We start from the raw sequence: 18,838 nt of genomic DNA on the forward strand, positions 1-18,838 counted from the left end.
CCGCACTGCGGACATAGTTGACATTCACCCTAGACCAATAACTCTCTTTTCGTCGCGGTCTCGCGTCTGACGTGCGCTTGACGACGCAACTCATATCAAACGATCATCGTCGAACCATTTTGCGGCGGCCCAAAGGATAACCTATGGAAGTATTTGGAAGTGATGCACAGCGACGCATGTCGACCATGGGTGAGCATCTTATCCAGCTATTGGGTGATGACCCTCGATTTTGTAGCCATGGGCGCGGTATTCAAATTGCCAACGAGTACAGCGGGGCTTTGGATGATGCCGTTGCAATGGCTCGAATACTCGGCATCACGGCGATAGAAAGCATACCGCGTCAGGAGGTGGCAAAGACGCGAGAAGTCATTGAAAGTCAGGGATTAAAAACCGACACAATAGCTTGTTATCTTGGCGGGCTGAACTGTGTTGACATTGCTCGGAAAATAATTGCCACACGGGCGTTGCCCGAGGATTTGACCGTACGTGTGATTGATCGAGACTCTCCGCCAGAATGGCTTGAAGCTTTCGCAGAAGTCGCAATGAGCCACGGTGTTCTACCGCCAATAGGGCCGGTTATGCGCGGATTGTCTCGCCCCGGATTTGCGATGGTCGTCTTTGACAGCTCAGGTGCTCCCGTTGCAACCGCGGGCTCAGTTCTGTGCCATCCGCCCAGCAGTAGGCTGCATCGTCGCGCTGTCGCGCGCTCTACATCGCGAACCTTCAGCGGGTCTTGGCCCAGCGCCTTTAGTCGCTGGAAATGCTTGTGACTCTCCCTTGCGTCAGCAAGCGAGATCGAAGGATACGGCCCGAGGCCCATTTTGGTCGTGCGCTTTCCAATTTGATATCGATAGTGGAACGATGCTGCACCGCCTTCGGTCGATTGAAAGTACAGACCTCCTCCATCATGGAGTGTTTTGGATTTGCCAAGAGCAGCCCTTAATTCACTATCTCTCAGTCTATGTATGTTTCTGCTCAAATTACCGAATCCTATGGCATGTTCTATGGACGGTTTACCGCTCGTCCTCGCTGGGATTCAAGTTTAATAGCCTGATATTTATAGGGAAAATTAGAGAACGTGGTTCCGCCTCCGGCACCACGTTCTCATACGAACTCTTTGATTACCCTCAGTTTATTATGAAAACTGTGCGGGCGTATGACAATTCGATCCCTTTTTGTTCAACATGAACGGCATCTACTGTTTCGAGCGGCGAGTCCGACTAGACCTTCTAAAGCACCGTTCATCCAGAAAGATATCGATTTCGCTCAGGGCGTTGTCATCTACGGTTGCTGCTTCAAGGGCGACAAAGCCGCACAACATCTCGAAGAATAGCCAACCAGGCAAGCCCAGTTTTCCCTGTAAAATGCCTAATTTTTGCCTGATTGCGTCGATACATTTTGCCCATTCTATTCGGGATAACGACCGGCATCCTCAGGAGCAGAAATGGTTGCGAACAGACAAAAGTTGCAGGCTGTAGGAGAGGCGCAAAGTGCCTCCCGATCCAGTAAAGCCAAACTGGTTTCGCTTGTGGTTCCGGTTTTCAATGAACAAGAAGCCATCGGGCCTTTTCTTGACAAAATTGAAGAAGTATTCGCCTCGCTTGATCCCGAACACACCTACGAGGTGGTTTTCGTCAATGACGGCAGCCGCGACGCAACAGAGTTTGCCATTCGCAGTAGAATGCAGAACAACCGCCGCATCAGCCTTGTGAATCTTTCGCGAAACTTCGGCAAAGAAGCGGCTATTTCAGCGGGACTTGAACACTCTCGGGGTGACGCTTGCATACCAATGGATGTCGACCTTCAGGATCCGCCCGAGCTTATTCCGCAGATGCTTGATCATTGGGATAAGGGCGCAAAAGTGGTCAATGCGAAACGTATCCGCCGAGACAGCGACACCTGGCTCAAACGTAAGACGGCAGACGGGTTTTACAGCCTCTTTAACGCAATGGCGGATCACCAAATCCCTCACAATGTCGGCGACTACCGACTGATGGATCGACAAGTCGTAGACGTGGTACGCGAAATGGGTGAACGGGTGCGTTTTAATAAAGCGATGTTCAGCTGGGTAGGCTTTGATGCCGCCGAAGTCACCTTTACGCGCCCGCAACGCAAAAACGGAACAAGCGCCTGGACTTATTGGAAGCTTTGGAAATTTGCACTGGACGGAATATTTTCGTCAACCACTGCCCCGCTTCATCTTTGGACTTACGCAGGTGCCATTCTCGCGGTTCTATCGTTTCTGTACGCAGGCGGCATCTTGGTGCAGACATTGATCTTTGGCGTTGTTGTTCCAGGTTACGCTTCTACCTTGATTCTGATCTTGTTTTTTGGGGGACTCAACCTGTTTGCGGTTGGCATTCTCGGAGAATACGTCGGGCGAATTTACGCTGAAGTCCGAAACCGACCGCTTTACGTGCTTAGATCGGTCCACGAAGGCCAGGACGATAGATAATGGATCGTGCAGTTTTTGACCGTATGGCCGCTCTGGAAGACGTGCAATGGTGGTTCGTTGCACGTCGCGAAATTCTATCCACCGTCATCTCAAGACTGGTAAAACTGCCGGACGACGCCTGTATTCTCGAAGCTGGATGCGGCACAGGCGGAAATCTTGGGATGCTGGCGGAATTCGGCCGTATTCGCGCGTTTGAATTTGATGCCGAGGCGCGCCGCACGGCCGAAGCCAAAAGCGGAATCGCCGTTGCCGAAGGCTCTTTGCCTGATGAGATCCCATTTGCTTCTGAAAAATTTGATCTAATTGGGTTCTTCGATGTGTTGGAACATATCGAAAACGACGAAGCCGCTTTGGGTGCCTTGGCAAGCCGCCTTGCACCAGGCGGGCGTATCGTGATGACAGTGCCCGCTTTCCCATGGCTTTGGTCACGCCACGATGAACGCCATCACCATTTCCGCCGCTATACCCGTGCGCATCTAGCAGATGTTGCTGCGAAGGCCGGACTGCATATGGAGTATGGGTTCTATTTCAACACAGCCCTTTTTCCGTTAGCCGTGGCCATTCGGGCAGTTAAGTCATTGTTTCGGATCGAAAGGGATGAAGACACGCTTCCCGGACCAGCTATCAACGCGACACTCCGGACTGTTTTTGCGGCTGAAAAACACCTTGTTGGTCGTCTGAGCTTGCCGGTCGGCCTGTCGCTCTGCGCTGTTCTGACAATTGACCCGGCCCTTCAATGATTGGGCAGATTTCGCGCTTTGCCGGTATTGGCGTTTTGGCAACTACGTTGCACGTCATTGTCGCAATAGTTGCGGCGGAATTCTTTGCCGTCACGCCCTTGCTGGCAAACAGTATCGGATTTTTCGCGGCCTTTAGTCTTTCCTATCTGGGGCACGGCAGAATTACATTTGGCACATCACTCGAACATCGTTATCACGCACCACGGTTTTTGACAGTGTCTGCCATTGGCCTTGTACTTTCCACAGCCCTTACCGAATTGATCGCGGTTCAACTTGGCGCGTCATTTGTTCTTGCGATGGCTGTTGTCGCCTTTGCAGTACCGATCTCAACCTTCTTTTTTTGTAAGTTCTGGGTTTTTGCCCGCCCTTACTCGACCGATCCATAGATCGCCAACGTCTCAGTCATGATCGGACGTGGCAATTCAGGGCATTCGGGCGCTGGTTCGTCCGGGAACACCCGCCGCAAAATATACTGCGCGCCCGTCGTCGCCAATATTTCCGCCATATTGGCACAAGTTGCCTGACGGTTTTGTTCTTCATCCCACAGATACGCCGCACCCCAGCCTTGCATTGCGCGATGTTCAGGTGCAGGGCGCGTAACCTCTTCAATTCGCGCCCGCGTTAATGAGGCTTGATCTGGTTGCGCCACCGAGAACATCTTGAAATCCACATACGCACTCCGCTGTGCATATTGACGAAATTCCATCAGGCTCACAGGAATGACGAATAAGGCATCAACCGGTGTCTCGGTTCGAATCTGCGCCAACGCCAAAAGTGTCGACTCGGGCAGGTAAGGTGGGCGCGGCTTGGCCGGAAACAATATCAAGAGCGCAGCCCCAAGACCGCATAAAACAACGGCCCGAGTCCTTGGTACGTCGCCAGCCATCATCATCGCAACACCGATTGCGAAAAGAACAATCCCGGCCAGTTTCATATTAAGGAGCAATATCGTTGCTAACAAAATGCCCGTTAACCAAACCCCGCGACCGGTTTTGACAAACCACATGCCTGCGAAGGCCAATGATGTGCCGACAGTAAAAAGCACCGGCGTAGAGCGGTTGGCATCCAGAATGAAAAACCCAACCCATTCAGCGATGGCAAGCTTGTAGACAACCAGTGTGACAAGATGGAGAAGCGTAAATCCCAGCAACAACCCTGCTGCAAAACGCGCTAAATCCGGTTTCTTGCGATACAACAATGCTACACCAGCACAACCTGCCATCAAGTAAAGCGTGGCGATCATGATATCGAACCATGGCGGGTCGTAATGGGCCGGCGCTCGAAAACGATAGGCATCCGCGATCAGATCAATCATGACGTCAGAGTCAGGTGCATTGAGGATCGCCCCAAACAGCCAGACAGCTACAGGAAACGCCACAACACCCGCAGCCACGGCCAGCTTCACCGCATCAAGCGGATTGCGGATCAAGGAACCCAGGCCAATCACGATTGCACCGTGAAAGGCCGTCATTGGTTGCGCATAGGCTGCCAGCCCCAATAAAATTCCAGCAAGCCAAATCTTGCGAAAAAATGCTGCGGCAACGGCTGCGATCACCAGCGTAAGAGCCACATTGTGGTGATGAAAAAATGGGGATGTCAGCCCCCCGAAATCTCCGCGTCCCATGCCGTCAAGTTGAACGACCACACTGATGCCCAGAACCATGGGCAATATCGCCAAGGGTGCCTCCAGTGCCCGTAGCATCGCCCAAATTGCGACCGTTGTTATCACCGCCAAAAGCCACAAAGCTAAACGAAAGGCGGGCTCGACACCAACGGTTGCGCGTCCTGCCCGATACATCCACTCATAGACATAGGCGTGGTTTTCAAAAAGCCGCAGCTGATCGTCGTTCACATAGAGCTTAGGATTGATCCGGTGTTCGGTAAGTGGCCCATAGGCAAAATCATCCCCGACCGGAAAGGCCTCATATCCAATCAAACAAGATACAAGCAGCCCCAGCAACGCCGCAAATAAAACCCTGCTCGCGTCCATGTTGATCTCGTCTTAAATGCTTTTCGTTTTTCTGACGTGACTTGCAGCCGGATACAAGCAGTCCGTTGGGGAAAAAACTGAAGTGTTGCTGGATACCGTCGCGCCACGCCTCTCAAAGAACACTACCCGGGTAAACAGACTTCCATACTCCACAAACGTTGGTTTGACGTAGAAGAGGGCGGAATTATCGAAGGGTGGGCAACGGGCTAGAGCGATATGCGTCTATGAAAGATGGGTCCAGATCAGTAGTGCGGAGGTGTGACCGCCCAAACCAGTACTGTGTCAGTGTCGCCGGGATTGTGATAGCGATGCGGTCGGGTTGATGCGAAACGAAAGGAGTCCCCGGATTTCAGGATCATGATCCGGTCTTCTACCGTCAGTTTAAGCGTTCCTTCTACGACATAGCCACCTTCTTCGCCTTTGTGAGAATACAGCGTATCGCCCGAGCTTGCGCCGGGGGCGAAAGTGGTCAGGATCATTTCCAACTGGCCGCTCAGAGATGGGCAGAGGAGTTCATCGCGCACGCCGGAATCGAAACGAAGTGCCCGCCTGCGCGTACAGCGCACCACGATGTCACTTTGTGGGTCGGCTTCTTCTTCGGGGTCGGGGAAGAACCAGTTGATACCGACGCCCAGTGCTTTGCCGATCACATTGAGGCTGCGCACCGACGGGTCCGCATCCTGGCGTTCCAGTTGGCTGAGGTACCCCACTGATAAATTAGTCAGTTCTGCCAGTTGTTTAAGTGTCAGCCCCTTGGCCTTGCGAAGCTCGCGCATTCGAGGGCCAACGATTTCCTGGGTCGCTCTTTTTTTCACAGACCTATCTCTCACAACTAAGTTCATCATAATTTTTATTGCAAAATTATGATGAAAGGGTATTTCTTGTTCCAGTAATAAGATGAACTGACTGAATTTGAAAGATGAAGACCCTTGCCATTTGGACCTTTTCTAGTGCTGACGGAGCTGTCCTGTGTTTAATAACAACTTTTTTCGAGCTTACGGCTTTTGGCATTGGGGCGAAGGGTTTCAGACCGTCCTTTTCACGTGGTATATGGCGTTTCACGCCGAATTGACGGCCACTGAGATCGGGTTCTATCAAGCACTTGTTCTGTCGCCGTTTCTGGTCTTCACCGTTTTCGGGGGCGCACTGACAGACAGGGTAGGCGTAGGGCTGAGTTATGTCGTGTCGACCAGTGTTTTTGCAGCCATTCTGATCTCCTACGGGATTTTGGACCTTGAGTTTGGCTTCGTTCCCGAACTGTTTTTTTTGTATTGTATCGGGGCGGGTATTGTCAGTGCGATCTCGAACCCGGCCATAGATACATTCATCCCCGGCGCCACGGATCAGCCGATTCAGGACAATAGTCTGCTGGCGGCAACGGCGCATAACATCGCGAAGTTGACAGGGAATATTTCGGGGCTTTTTTTGCCTTTGCTGTCGGCAACCGGCGGGTTCGTGGTGAATGGGCTGCTGATGGCCATCAGTGTGATCTTCCTGCGGGCGCACCGGCGCGCTGGCGGTGGGCGGGCATCGCCGCAACTCGGTCAGAACGCATTTCAGCACGGGATCTTTCGTCGGGTCGTTCTGCACTACCGAATTTGCCCGGAAAATTTCGACATTCTGTTATCCAGCGCGTTGCTTGGGTTAATCATTGTACCCGCAGGGTATATTCTTGTGCCTTTGATCCTTCGCGAGAGATTTCCCGAATATGGCGACATGATCGCACTGATCGGCATTTCATCCTGGATCGGAGCGATACTTGCAACCGCGGCGACAAAGCGAGTGTCCGCCAGAATTCTACGCCCGGGTGCGGTGTCACTGGCAATTTGGGGTATTTACGGCGTGGGATTATTGGTCTTGATCGGCGTCGCCAGCTTTCCGGCGCTATGTTTGATTACTTTTGTGTTCGGAGGTGTCAAAGTCGGGAAAGCCTTGGTTTACGGAAAATACCTGCATAACAGCCCGAAAAGCGATCTGGGTTTGATTGTGGCAGTGGACCAGACCGCTTTTTGGGGATTGGCAACGCTTGGTACGGCGGGGATGGGGCTGCTCGCGGATGTTTTGGGGTTGAATTCGACGATAATGCTGACCAGCGGATGCGTTTTGTTTGGGGTCGTCGTTCTGATCATCAGAGGACATTTTTCAACGATGGTTCAGGCGTGATCAGGTGCCAATAAGCAACGGCTACTCTGGACCTGAACTTGGGTCGCCGCATTTACTAACGGCAGTTTTTCTTGGCGAAATGGTCCGTTCAGGTTTCAATCACCGATGTATGTCCACAGGTATCCCGGTGGGATCGGACCCTTGTTCCTGCCGCCCTGTTGAATCTGTTCCCAGGCATGGGCAAGAATGCCGACAGAACGCGACAAGCAAAACAGACCACGCGCTAGCGGCGGGGCAAAGCCCAGCTCAGCAAAAATCACGGCAGTTGCGCCATCGATATTCATCGGGATTGGGCGGGATTTTCTATGTGCAATTTCTGCCTCTACACGTTGTGCTATCTGTAAATACCGACCCTCACAGGCTCCGGCTTCGATTGCTTCGTGAACCAGCTCCATCAAACGCGGCGCACGGGGGTCTGTCGGAGTATGGAACCGGTGACCAAATCCCGGGATAATCTTGCCGTGTTCGCTGATCCAGTCGTTCAAGGCAATGTCCAGCCCTGCAGGATGTGCTTCGATATGGTGAAAAAGCTCTACAGCCTGTTCACCCGCTCCGCCGTGCACGTCCCCCAACATATTCACTGCGCTGGCCATGGCGTTGTTGAGCGGTAGGCCGCAGGTCACAGCCATGCGCGCCGCCGCTATTGATGGGGCCTGAGGACCGTGGTCCACTGCTGAGACCAAGGCGACCTCGAACAGGCGCGCCTGCGCGGGCGTGGGCTTATCACCCCGGACCATGAGCCAGATCATCTCGGGAAAACTCAGATGACCGATCAGATCTTGAATCGGATGGCCGCGCAACTCGATCCGGCCCGGCTCCATGTCAATGATCGCGGTTTTCCACCAGTCGGCAACGTTGCTCATATAACCCCCTCTTTCGACAACGCCATTACCTCCTGCTCTGACAGGCCAAGCTCGGCCCAGATCATCTTGTTGTGGGCCCCGAGTTCTGGCGGTGCCGTTTGCGCCATTGGGCGGGCGCCGTCCGCCACGATTGGGCTGCCTGCGAGTTTCAGCTCTTCGCGGTCCATTGGAAGGCTTCCGATCAGTCCCCGGCCAGCGAGATGTTTATCTGCAAGGGCATCAGGCACGCTGAACACCGGACCCGTAGGCACGCTTAACGCGTTCAACTCACGCACCCAGTCCGCGGCAGAGCGGGTGCGCAGCGTGCGTTCCAGTTCTTCCCGTAGCGCGTGGCGGTTTCGCTTGCGGTCCTCGCGGGTGGCATAGTCGGGGTTTTCCAGCAAATCGTCGCGGTTCAGATGACTGGTCAACGCCTGCCATTGCTCGTCACGATTGGCGGCGATATTGATGGGGTTGTCAGCGGTCTTAAACGTGCCAGACGGGGCCGAGGTCGTGTTCTCGTTCCCATGAGCGGCCGGGGCCACGCCGCCGATCAGATGGTTGGACACCACCCAGCCCATCGAAGAGATGACGGCCTCGGTCATCGAGATATCCAGAAAGGTGCCGCGTGGATTTGCGTTCAGGGCGGCGGCAATGGCAAAGGCTGCCGTAAGCCCGCCCACGGTGTCGGCCAGCGGGTACCCAACTCTGTAAGGCGCGGTGTCCGGCGCGCCTGTGATCGACATCACACCGCTGATACCTTGAACAATCTGATCATAGGCCGGATCATTTTTGCGTGGCCCGTCCTGCCCGAACCCACTGATGGCGCAGTAAATCAACTGCGGGTTCTCTGCCTGCAGGATTTCATACCCGAGCCCCAGCCTATTCATCACACCGGGGCGGAAGTTTTCGACCAAAACGTCGGCAGTGCAGACGAGTTGTTTTAGCAGCTCTTTGCCCCGTTCGGCCTTCATGTCCAAAGTGACGGATTTCTTTCCGGCGTTCTGCGCCAGAAAGCTGATGCCCATGCCCGCATTGTTGCGGTCGGGATCGGCGCCCAGGACGCGCGCAAGATCGCCGGTACGGGGACGTTCAACTTTGATCACCTCGGCCCCCATCAGGGCCAGCTGATAGCAGCAATAGGGTCCGGCCAAAACATTGGTCAGATCAAGGACGCGGACCCCCTCCAGCGGCTTAGTCACCTTCGGCAACCCCTTCCTGACGGGCCTTTGCACGGCGGGCGCGGTAACTGGGGACAACAACGAGAAGCACTGCAATCACCAGCAGGCCAAGGGTCATCGGGCGTTCGAAGATGAAGCCGATACCGTCATACAGCTGCATGGAGCGCGAGAAGTTGTCTTCCAGCATTCCACCCAGGATAAAGCCGATCAGCAGAGGTGCCAGCGGGTAATCCGCGAATTTCAGAACTGTCGCACAGATACCCATGCCGACAAGGATTAACAATTCGGTCGCGTTGTTCTGCCCGATATAGCTGCCCATCAGCGTGAAGAACAGGATGAACGGGATCAGGTAATTGCGAGGGATGGCCAGAACCTTGGCGATATACGGGATCAGCGGCAGGTTCAGGATCAGCAGAACCAGATTGCCAATATACATCGAAATGATGACCGCCCAGAAGATTTGCGGCTCGTCGATCATCAGGCGCGGACCGGGTGTCACATTCAGCGCGATCAACGCGCCCAGCAAGATCGCCGTGGTGCCAGAACCGGGAATGCCCAACGTCAGCAGCGGCACGAATGATCCGGTGCAGGCGGCGTTATTGGCGGTTTCCGGTGCAGCTAGCCCTTTGATGGCGCCTTTGCCGAACTCTTCCTGTTCTTCCTTGCTGGCGATGTTGCGCTCCACCGCATAGCCAAGGAACGAGGCGATGGTGGCACCGGCCCCTGGCAGAACACCAATGAAGAACCCTTGGATAGATTGCCGCCCGATAACCGGTGCGATCTTGCGGCCCTCTTCGCGGGTGATACGCAGGTTGTCGATCTTACCCCCGTTCCCCTGGGCAGACCGGGCTGGGTTCAGAACGAGGAACAGCGCTTCGGGCAGTGCGAACATGGCCATGGCCAGGGTGATGAAGCTAAAGCCGGACTGCAAATCCATCAGCCCCATGGTAAAGCGAGGCATGTTAAACAGGGCACCTTCACCGACCGTAGCCATAACAAGGCCCAGCAATGTCATCAGCACCGCCTTGGCCACGTTACCCGTGCCCGCAAAGGCCGCAATGGCCGACAGGCCAACAACCATCAGGGCAAAATACTCGGCCGAGTGAAACAGCAGCGCGACGGTCGACAGCATGGGGGCGAAAATCATCAGAAGCAAAGCACCGATGCTTCCCCCCGCAAACGAGGCAATCGCGGCAATGGTCAGTGCCTTACCGGCCTGACCTTTACGCGCCATAGGATAACCGTCGAAACTTGACGCGACAGTGCCCGCCACGCCGGGGGCGTTCAGCAGGATGGATGAAGTGGAGCCGCCGAAAATGGCGCCATAGTAAACACCCGCCAGCAGGATGATGGCCGCCGACGGATCACCGATGGTGATGGCAACGGGGATCATGATGGCGATTATCGACATCGGGCCCAGGCCCGGCAGCATGCCGATGAACGTGCCTATCAGACAGCCAGCGATCACCATGAGGAGGTTTTGGATGGAAAATGCGGCGCCAAGGCCGATCAGCAGACCTTCGATCATGTCTCAGCTCCTCAGATAAAGAACGGCCAGGGGCGAAGGAAAATGCCCAGTACTTCATCGACAAGATACCAAACGATGAAGCTGGCGACGGCAGCGACAGGCAGCAGGATGTGGAATTTGCGTTCCCCCAGAGTGAAAGATCCGCAGCATAGGAAAGCGAAAGTTGCAAACAGGAAACCGGCGGGACGCAACAGCAGTGCGTAAGCAACCATCAACCCCAACAGGGTCAGGGCTTTACCAAGGTGATAATCTCCAAGGCGTCGGTAATCGATGTCCGGTTCTTTGTCAGATGCGACAGATTTTTCCAGCCCCAGCAGAATAATCAGTGAAGTTGCAATCGTCAGAACCGCCAGAACCTTGGGAAAGGTGCTCGGCCAGATCGGATTGCGCTGCATGAACGGCGGTAAAAGCGCGTCCATGGTGAAGAATGCGGCGTAGCCATAGGCCAGTGCGGCGCACAAAATGACAAACGCGACCCAGCGATCCAGTGCCATAGTCCCCTCCCTTGGATTTTTGGCAACCGGCCCCGAAAAGACCGGTTGCTGTTTGGGTGCGTGATTTAGAGGAAGCCGAGCTTCTTCATCAGATCGCCGATGACCTGTTCCTGGCCTTCAAGGAAGGTTTGGAAATCATCGCCCGAGTTATGGATGTTGACCCACCCATTGCGGGTACGCACGGCTTCCCACTCGGGGGTGTCATACATCTTGGTGATCGCTTCCTGATACATGACCAGCTTGTCTTCCGGCAGGCCCGGGGCGGCAAAGAAACCGCGCCAGTTGACGAAGGTGGTGTCGATCCCCTGTTCCTGCATGGTTGGCGCGTCATAAGCCGCGACGCGTTCATCAGCGGTTACACCCAGAATCTTGACCTCACCGGCTTCGGCCAGTGCCACCGCTTCCGAGAAACCAGTCGACAGGGCCGCAATCTCACCCGACAACAAAGCTGCCATGGCTTTACCACCGGCATCATAGGGGATGTACTTGACGGCCAGCGCGTCCTTGCCAGCAGCTTCCATCACCATGGCCGCAACCAGATGGTCCATACCACCGGGAACAGAACCTCCTCCAATGGCAGTGCCGGATGGATCTGCGTCAAACGCGGCCAGAAGATCGTCCATTGAGTTCAATGGGCTGTCCTTGCCAACCACGATGGCGGCATAGTCACCAATAGTGCCCGATACCAGAGTCAGGTCGCGGAAGTTGTGCGGGAACACACCGGTCAACGAGCGGATCACGATCGGCGTCGAGTTGACCATCAATGTACCGTGCTGGCTGTCTGCGTTTTCGATCAGATAACCGATGGCCTTCCCGCCACCGCCGCCCGACATATTCTCATACGATGCTGTGCCGACCAGACCAGCACCTGTCAGCGCTTCGCCGGTTCCGCGTGCGGTGCCGTCCCAGCCGCCGCCTGCGCCGCCGGGGATCAGAAAGTGAATGCTGTCGACCACCGGCTCGGCCGCAACAGGGCCGGTCAGTGCGAATGCTGCAGCAGCAGCCATCAGGGCGCGACGGCCCATATCGAATGTCATCTTTTGGTCCTCCCATTTGACATTGGCGGCTTGTGCCGCTCATGTCGAAAGAGATTGGCGAACAAAGCTGACACCAAGCTGACACGGCCAAAAAAATGCAAATGGAGTGAAACGAACCCGATGCGGTTCCTGCTGATCGAGGACAATAAGCAACTGGCCAGCGCGGTGGTCGACAGGCTGATGTTGGACGGGCACGTCGTCGACCATGCCCCCGACATTCAGACGGCCTATGATTTTACAGCGACAACCGATTATGACTTAATATTATTGGATATTATGTTGCCCGACGGTGATGGCCGCACCTTTCTGGCGCAGCGTCGAAACCAAAACTCACGAACCCCTGTAATTGTCCTGACGGCACGTTCAGAAGTCTCGGATCGGGTCGGGATTCTGGATCTTGGCGCGGATGATTACATGGTCAAACCGATTGACTTTTCCGAACTCGAAGCGCGGTGCCGGGCGGTATTGCGCCGTCGCGGCGGCGAGGCGCGCAACCTGTTGATTCTCGGTGATATGAGTTTTGATTCGCTTTCGGGAACGCTCAAAGTAGGAGAACACACCATACAGCTGCGGGCGCGTGAACTGCGCCTGTTCGAAATTCTGGCCAAAGCTCCGGGCAAGGTGTTTTCGAAAGCGTCTTTGATGAACCATCTGGTTTCTTATGACGAAGATGTTTCGGAAAATGCAATCGAGGTTTATGTCGGCCGCCTGCGTAAGCACCTGCAGAACTCGAACGTAAAAATCACTACGATCCGAGGGCTTGGATACAAGCTTGGAATAGAATGAGCGCGCCCGTCGCACATGGTTCGATCCGCCGCCGATTGTTGCTGTCCCTGCTGGCTGGCGCGGCCGTTCTGGCGATTGTGGTATATTTTGTGGTGCAATCGGTCGCCCGGCAGGTTGCGCAGGAAAGTCAGGATAACGTGCTGGCGGCCTCGGCTTTGTCCATACTGGACAGCGCGCGCTATTCCGGCCAGGAAATCAATGTCGATCTGCCTTATTCGGCATTGTCTATGCTGGACAGCATTTCGGACGAACGGGTTTTTTACGCCATCCGTTTGGAAAACGAATTTCTCAGCGGCTATGACGAGTTACCCGAAGCTGATGGAACCGTAGCCGGTGTGCCGGCATTCCGCTCGGCGACATTTCTTGAAGAGGAGGTGCGCGTCGCCTCAGTGCGGCGTCGAATGTCGACCGATATCGGCCAAAGCTACCTTCAAGTTTCTGTCGCCCAAACGCTTTCCGGTCAGAAACAGACGCTGGCCCGGATTTCACAGACATCCATGGGTATTGGTGCGGGCTTCTTTCTGGTCTCTGTGCTTCTGGCCGCGATCATCGCCCGCAGTACAATCCGCCCTCTTGATCGGTTGACGGTGTCAGTCTCTCGCCGAGGGCCCAAAGACCTGCGCCCCGTCGCAGCACCGGTTCCGTCAGAAATGGTGCCACTGGTCGCATCGCTGAATTCATTCATGAGACGTTTGAAACGGTCGCTGACGCGATCAGAAGATTTCATCGCTGAGGCTGCGCATCGGGTTCGCACACCACTGGCCATCGTCAGAACCAAGGCAGAGATCGTTCAGCGCAAAGCAGATAATCCCGAAACCCGGACCGCCTTGCGCGAGATGATCCACGCCATTGACGACAGCTCACGTACTGCAGGGCAACTGCTGGACCATGCCATGGTGACGTTTCGCCTGGATCACCTTTCGCAGGATGAGATCAGCCTGCTGCGCCTTGTACAGGAAGCGGTTGAACGCCTGCGCCCGATATCAGAGATGAAAGAGATCGAACTGCACGCTATCGGAACCGAAGATTCCATTATTCAGGGCGATCCGATCCTTCTGCAAAACGCCCTGCACAACCTGCTCGACAACGCCATAAAATACTCGCCTGCCGGTGCACGCGTCACCGTGGCTCTTACGCGGCACAATGATGGCGGCGAAATTCGTATAACCGATACCGGTCACGGCTTCCCCGAGGCTGAGCTTGACCGTTTGACAGACCGTTTCGCCCGGGGTGCCAATGCCGAGAGCATTGTTGGGTCCGGACTTGGGCTGACCATCGTAAAAGAGGTGGTCGAAGCACATGGCGGTAAAATGTACTTCGAAAACATGCCAGGAGGAGGCGCATGCGTCAGTTTGCACTTTCCATTGCCCTGATCTTTACGGCGGGGTGGTCGGCTGCGTTCGAAATCGAGAACCGCGCCCGTTTCGGCGCATTGGACAGCGGGCAGGTCCTTCGGATCATTTCCACGGCTGATATCAGGTTTTTCGAACCGATGATCGCTTCGTTCCTGGCTGAATACCCGGATACTGAAATCGACTATATCGTTGCAAGTTCGACCGAGATGATGCGCGCCATCTATGATGAAGAGCATGCGTTCGATCTGGCCATTTCAAGTGCAATGGATCTGCAAACAAAACTTGCGAATGATGGCAAGGCGCAGCGATACGTCTCGGATGCGACGCAATCCTTGCCGGACTGGGCTATTTGGAACGATATGCTGTTCGCATTTTCGCAGGAACCGGCAGCCATCGTGGTGTCAAAGGAAGCATTTGGCGATCTGCCAATCCCCAAGGACCGTCACGAATTAATCAACCTGCTACGCCAACACCCGGATCGCTTTCGCGACCGGGTCGGGACGTATGATGTGCGGCAATCGGGGCTGGGCTATTTGTTTGCAACCCAGGACACACGCGCGTCCGACACCTATTGGCGCCTGACCGAGGTTTTCGGGGCGCTTGAAGCCCGGCTATATTGCTGTTCCTCGGATATGATCGACGCGGTGAAAACCGGCGAACTTCTGATCGCATATAATGTTCTAGGCAGCTATGCAGTGAACCGCGAAGATCGATCCGATTTTGAAATCATTCTGCCCTCTGATTTCACGACCGTCATGCTGCGCACAGCCATGATCCCGCACAATGCCCCTTCGCAGGAACTGTCCGCCATATTTGTTGACCACCTTCTGCAGCGCTCGCATGGGCAAGACGCGCAACCGCTTACTCAATCCGGGCTGGATCTGATCCAAATGGAAACCTCTCTGAATCGCATCCGGATTGGCCCCGGTCTTTTGGTCTTTCTCGACCAACTCAAGAAACGGGCGTTTCTGTCGGAATGGGAAAGCGCAATTTTGCAGAATTGACCTGATCCTCGTCGAGCCGAGGTATCACTTAGCGTATATCTGACGAGCATAGATTGTCAGATTTGGTTCCCGTTATTATTGGTCGGCTGCACAGCATGCGGAGTAGGGGCTGAATTTTGCTGTGCGAGCGGCCCATTGCGGTCGTGCAGCAGATTTTGACCACGCTCCTCAAGCCGGTCGTTGAGACATGATGCAGCTTTTTCTTGATTGAACGCCTGCTTGTCCCGAAACTTTCACCTGTATGCAAGTGAAAGGACTGGCTATGTTTCGTCTTCTACTATTTGCCTTCGTGGCGGGGATCGCCGCCAATGCGGGCACGGCGCAGACGCCGCCTTCGGCTGGTGAGATCGCGGATTACGATGGCCTCTTCGCAGCTGCTCACACCGGCAATGAAGAAATGATCCGGCAGCTCGTGGCGAAGGGGGCAAACGTCAACGCGCGGGACCCACGAGGTCGCACGCCAGCCCATGTGGCAGCCTTTGCCTCAGAGGATGAGGCATTGCGTGCACTCGCTGAAGCCGGTGCCGACATGAACGCGCTGGAAGGGGATGCCTACGATGTGGTCACGATCGCGGCTGTTGCGAACGACCCAGAACTGTTGACGCTTGCAATCGAATTAGGCAACGAACCCGGCTTAATAACCAGTCCCTATGAAGGAACCGCTCTTATAGCGGCCGCGCATCTCGGTCATGTCGAGGTGGTCCGACGACTGATCGCTGCCGGCGCGCCACTGGACCACGTGAACAATCTGCATTGGACAGCAGTTATCGAAGCGGTTGTGCTTGGTGACGGTGGCCCTGATCACCTTGCAGTTCTGGATGCGCTGTTGACGGCAGGTGCTGACCGATCGCTGACCGATCGTGACGGAACCACGCCACTCGAACTTGCCGAACGACGTGGATATTCGAAGATGGCAGAGCGCTTAAGAAAAGAAGGCTGAGATCATTTCCGCAACCGAAAGCGGTGAGTTTCAACTGAAATGTGCCGATAGCAGCTTGGAAATGGCGAACTTCGGATCAGGGTCTTCTCGTGGTGGGGTGCTGACAGAGTCGAATGCCTCGTCAGGGTCGGCTCAAAGGCCCAGCCACAAGCGCCATTGTCGCATTAGCGGCTTCGTTCCTTCAGCTAGAACCGGACATTCAAAGCTCGATTTCGAAAAACCAGAAAGCGGACATAGTGGACTTTGCCGGTTGCCGTCTGCATCGGAACTTGCAGGCCGGGAATCGCTGTCAGCGGCGGATATCAGGGATCATCCGATTTTTGGGTTTCCGAAACACGCCCGCCCAATCCTTCACAACCTGCTCTGGAACAGCTACCGCGCCCATGGATGGCAACCGGACATTGCCTGTGAAGTCATCGACAAATCGACCATGTTGCAGATGGTGGCGCACGGAGTTGGCATCGGACTGGCGCCGCCTGGGTTCGCGCCCTCGCGCCAGCGCATTTGAGTTGCATCCCGTATCAGACGGACGGCCAGAGCATCGAACTCTACGTCGCGCGACGGGTCACGGGGAACTCGAAAATGGTGGATGAGTTCGTGGACGTGGTCAAAGTGGTCTCCTCGGGGCTTCACCCCGAAAGGGCAGTAGAATGAAGCTGCATTTTGCAATTTACGGTGACTGCGATGTCTGAGCAGGGCAGTCCGCAGAAATTGGCAAACCCGCTTTTTGTGACCGTTTCTCTTATTTTTCAACAAAAAAACCGGCGCAAACAGCGCCGGTTTTTGCAGGTTCATTGAGGCGATTTAGCCGAATACACGACCCAGCGCGCCGTCAACGGCGTCGGTGATCTGGTCGATGTCATCCGCAGTCGCGATCAGCGCGGGCGAGAAGCACAGCGTGTTGTTGCGGCTTGGGATCGAGCGATTGGTCGCACCGATGATCACGCCCTGTGCCATACAATCGGCTACAACCGCCTGAACGCGTTTCTCGTCCATAGGCTCTTTGGTGGCGCGATCTGCAACCAGTTCGGCACCCAGGAACAAGCCTTTACCGCGCACGTCGCCAATGACTTTGTGCTTTTCCATCAGCGCCTGCAGGTTGCCCAGCATGCGGTCACCCATGTCGGTGCAGTTCTGGAGCAGGTTTTCGTCCTGAATGATGCGCATGTTTTCAACTGCGGCCGCCGGACCCGCGGTGCAGCCACCAAAGGTCGAGATGTCGCGGAAGTAGCTCATCGGATCAGCTGCATCGTCCTTGAACATGTCAAAGACTTCCTCGGTGGTGACCATACAGGCAATCGCCGCATAGCCCGAGGCAACACCCTTGGCCATGGTCACGAAGTCCGGCTTGATGCCGTATTGCTGATAGCCGAACCAGGTGCCGGTCCGGCCAACGCCGCAGACCACTTCGTCGATGTGCAGCAGCACGTCATACTTTTTGCAGATTTCCTGCACGCGCTGCCAATAGCCTTCGGGCGCTTCGATAACACCACCACCTGCGGTCACAGGCTCAAGGCACAGGGCGCCGACGGTGTCAGGACCTTCGCGCAGGATGATCTCTTCGATCTGATCTGCGGCCCAAACGCCAAAGTTCTCTTCGGGCGCACCGTCCAGCTCGTGCTTGCGGTATTCCATGCAGTGGGGCACGCGCACAAAATCAGGTGCGAAGGGGCCGTACTGCGCCGTACGCTCATCCTGACCGCCTGCCGACATGGTCGCAAGGGTCGAGCCGTGATAGTCGCGATCACGGTACAGGATTTTGGTCTTCTTGCCGCCATAGCGCTTATGCGCGATCTGGCGGACGAGTTTAAAGGCTTTCTCGTTCGCCTCAGAGCCCGAGTTTGTGTAGTACACACGGCTCATGCCCGGCATCTTGTCGATCAGCATTTCGGCAAAGATCGAACCGGGGATCGAACCGGCTGTATTGGCGAAATAGCACAGCTTCATCAGCTGGTCGTACACCGCCTTACAGATCGATTCGCGGCCATAGCCGACATTGACGGTCCAAACACCGCCCGAAACCGCATCCAGATGCTCTTTGCCTTTTTGGTCCCAAACGCGCATGCCTTTGCCTTCGACAATGATGCGTGGGTCATTGGTTTCAAAGGGTTTATGCTGGATCAGGTGGTGCCAGATATGGGCGCGGTCGGCCTCGACTACGCGGGAAAGATCGTTTTCGTTGAACGTGCCGTCCATGACATGTCCTTTCAGTGTGAAGAGGTGCGCGGAGGCCGGGACAAACCCCAACCCAACATGTTTTATTTCATGCTCCAAATCACCTTGAATGGCTAGTGTTATATAGGGCCAGATTGCGCAATCACTT

The 18,838-nt window shown here is 55.2% G+C and carries 18 protein-coding genes and 1 pseudogene; 10 read left to right on the forward strand and 9 right to left on the reverse strand.

The features are described 5' to 3' along the window. The first annotated feature begins 143 nt into the window (after window positions 1-143). Entirely contained in the window at window positions 144-770 is a 627-nt protein-coding gene (locus tag RUE5091_RS23630) for a hypothetical protein (protein ID WP_058283529.1), read from the forward strand. Window positions 771-775: 5 nt separating this feature from the next. On the opposite strand, the pseudogene RUE5091_RS23875 reads toward RUE5091_RS23630, so the two are convergent. Then, window positions 776-979: pseudogene (locus tag RUE5091_RS23875) on the reverse strand (Arm DNA-binding domain-containing protein); the annotation flags it as partial. Between the two features lie 465 nt (window positions 980-1,444). On the opposite strand from RUE5091_RS23875, the gene RUE5091_RS19050 reads away from it, so the two are divergent. The 3 genes from RUE5091_RS19050 to RUE5091_RS19060 are packed head-to-tail and all read left to right on the forward strand — an operon-like array spanning window position 1,445 to window position 3,581. Next, window positions 1,445-2,455, forward strand: a complete 1,011-nt coding sequence (locus tag RUE5091_RS19050; RefSeq protein WP_058283530.1) for a glycosyltransferase family 2 protein — start codon at window positions 1,445-1,447, stop codon at window positions 2,453-2,455. Next, a complete protein-coding gene (locus tag RUE5091_RS19055) occupies window positions 2,455-3,195 on the forward strand; it encodes a class I SAM-dependent methyltransferase (protein ID WP_207383752.1) in 741 nt (246 codons plus the stop codon). The genes RUE5091_RS19050 and RUE5091_RS19055 overlap by 1 nt, the downstream gene beginning before the upstream one ends. Continuing rightward, window positions 3,192-3,581 (forward strand): GtrA family protein, encoded by a 390-nt coding sequence (locus RUE5091_RS19060; RefSeq protein ID WP_058283531.1) that lies wholly within the window; start codon window positions 3,192-3,194, stop codon window positions 3,579-3,581. The genes RUE5091_RS19055 and RUE5091_RS19060 overlap by 4 nt, the downstream gene beginning before the upstream one ends. Here the strand turns inward: RUE5091_RS19060 and RUE5091_RS19065 are convergent. Together RUE5091_RS19065 and RUE5091_RS19070 are read right to left on the reverse strand one after the other, a co-directional pair. After that, window positions 3,563-5,185, reverse strand: coding sequence for a DUF6798 domain-containing protein (locus RUE5091_RS19065; protein ID WP_058283532.1), 1,623 nt, complete (start codon window positions 5,183-5,185; stop codon window positions 3,563-3,565). The genes RUE5091_RS19060 and RUE5091_RS19065 overlap by 19 nt on opposite strands. 242 nt (window positions 5,186-5,427) lie before the next feature. Further along, window positions 5,428-6,000 carry a helix-turn-helix domain-containing protein gene (locus RUE5091_RS19070; protein ID WP_243470819.1) on the reverse strand — a complete coding sequence of 191 codons (573 nt, stop codon included), beginning with the start codon at window positions 5,998-6,000 and terminating at the stop codon, window positions 5,428-5,430. A gap of 154 nt (window positions 6,001-6,154) precedes the next feature. Between RUE5091_RS19070 and RUE5091_RS19075 the strand changes: the two genes are divergently transcribed. Continuing rightward, window positions 6,155-7,348: an MFS transporter gene (locus tag RUE5091_RS19075; RefSeq protein ID WP_058283534.1), complete on the forward strand. Its 1,194-nt coding sequence runs from the start codon at window positions 6,155-6,157 to the stop codon at window positions 7,346-7,348. 95 nt (window positions 7,349-7,443) lie between these two features. On the opposite strand, the gene RUE5091_RS19080 is transcribed toward RUE5091_RS19075, so the two are convergent. The 5 genes from RUE5091_RS19080 to RUE5091_RS19100 form a co-directional block, all read right to left on the reverse strand. Further along, entirely contained in the window at window positions 7,444-8,211 is a 768-nt protein-coding gene (locus RUE5091_RS19080; RefSeq protein ID WP_058283535.1) for a citryl-CoA lyase, read from the reverse strand. Next, the gene (locus RUE5091_RS19085; RefSeq protein ID WP_058283536.1) at window positions 8,208-9,392 is read right to left on the reverse strand and encodes a CaiB/BaiF CoA transferase family protein; all 1,185 of its coding nucleotides are present in this window, start codon (window positions 9,390-9,392) and stop codon (window positions 8,208-8,210) included. The genes RUE5091_RS19080 and RUE5091_RS19085 overlap by 4 nt, the downstream gene beginning before the upstream one ends. Beyond that, a complete protein-coding gene (locus RUE5091_RS19090) occupies window positions 9,385-10,899 on the reverse strand; it encodes a tripartite tricarboxylate transporter permease (RefSeq protein WP_058283537.1) in 1,515 nt (504 codons plus the stop codon). Before RUE5091_RS19090 ends, RUE5091_RS19085 begins: the two co-directional genes overlap by 8 nt. A gap of 11 nt (window positions 10,900-10,910) precedes the next feature. Continuing rightward, window positions 10,911-11,393, reverse strand: coding sequence for a tripartite tricarboxylate transporter TctB family protein (locus RUE5091_RS19095; protein WP_058283538.1), 483 nt, complete (start codon window positions 11,391-11,393; stop codon window positions 10,911-10,913). Window positions 11,394-11,458: 65 nt separating this feature from the next. After that, on the reverse strand, window positions 11,459-12,430 hold the full coding sequence (locus RUE5091_RS19100; protein ID WP_058283539.1) for a tripartite tricarboxylate transporter substrate binding protein: 972 nt from the start codon (window positions 12,428-12,430) through the stop codon (window positions 11,459-11,461). A gap of 120 nt (window positions 12,431-12,550) precedes the next feature. On the opposite strand from RUE5091_RS19100, the gene RUE5091_RS19105 reads away from it, so the two are divergent. The 5 genes from RUE5091_RS19105 (at window position 12,551) to RUE5091_RS22725 (ending at window position 17,023) form a co-directional block, all read left to right on the forward strand. Next, complete coding sequence (locus RUE5091_RS19105; RefSeq protein WP_058283636.1) at window positions 12,551-13,216, forward strand: response regulator transcription factor; 666 nt, start codon at window positions 12,551-12,553, stop codon at window positions 13,214-13,216. Then, window positions 13,213-14,589, forward strand: coding sequence for a sensor histidine kinase (locus tag RUE5091_RS19110; protein ID WP_058283540.1), 1,377 nt, complete (start codon window positions 13,213-13,215; stop codon window positions 14,587-14,589). The genes RUE5091_RS19105 and RUE5091_RS19110 overlap by 4 nt, the downstream gene beginning before the upstream one ends. Then, window positions 14,559-15,575, forward strand: coding sequence for an ABC transporter substrate-binding protein (locus RUE5091_RS19115; protein ID WP_058283541.1), 1,017 nt, complete (start codon window positions 14,559-14,561; stop codon window positions 15,573-15,575). Before RUE5091_RS19110 ends, RUE5091_RS19115 begins: the two co-directional genes overlap by 31 nt. A 262-nt stretch (window positions 15,576-15,837) precedes the next feature. Continuing rightward, entirely contained in the window at window positions 15,838-16,515 is a 678-nt protein-coding gene (locus RUE5091_RS19120) for an ankyrin repeat domain-containing protein (protein ID WP_058283542.1), read from the forward strand. A 61-nt stretch (window positions 16,516-16,576) separates the two neighbouring features. Then, the gene (locus RUE5091_RS22725) at window positions 16,577-17,023 is read left to right on the forward strand and encodes a LysR substrate-binding domain-containing protein (RefSeq protein ID WP_082643728.1); all 447 of its coding nucleotides are present in this window, start codon (window positions 16,577-16,579) and stop codon (window positions 17,021-17,023) included. 296 nt (window positions 17,024-17,319) lie between these two features. On the opposite strand, the gene RUE5091_RS19130 is transcribed toward RUE5091_RS22725, so the two are convergent. Further along, window positions 17,320-18,711, reverse strand: coding sequence for an aminotransferase family protein (locus RUE5091_RS19130; protein ID WP_058283637.1), 1,392 nt, complete (start codon window positions 18,709-18,711; stop codon window positions 17,320-17,322). Window positions 18,712-18,838: the final 127 nt, after the last annotated feature.

This window comes from Ruegeria denitrificans (assembly GCF_001458295.1).
Taxonomy (GTDB): domain Bacteria; phylum Pseudomonadota; class Alphaproteobacteria; order Rhodobacterales; family Rhodobacteraceae; genus Ruegeria; species Ruegeria denitrificans.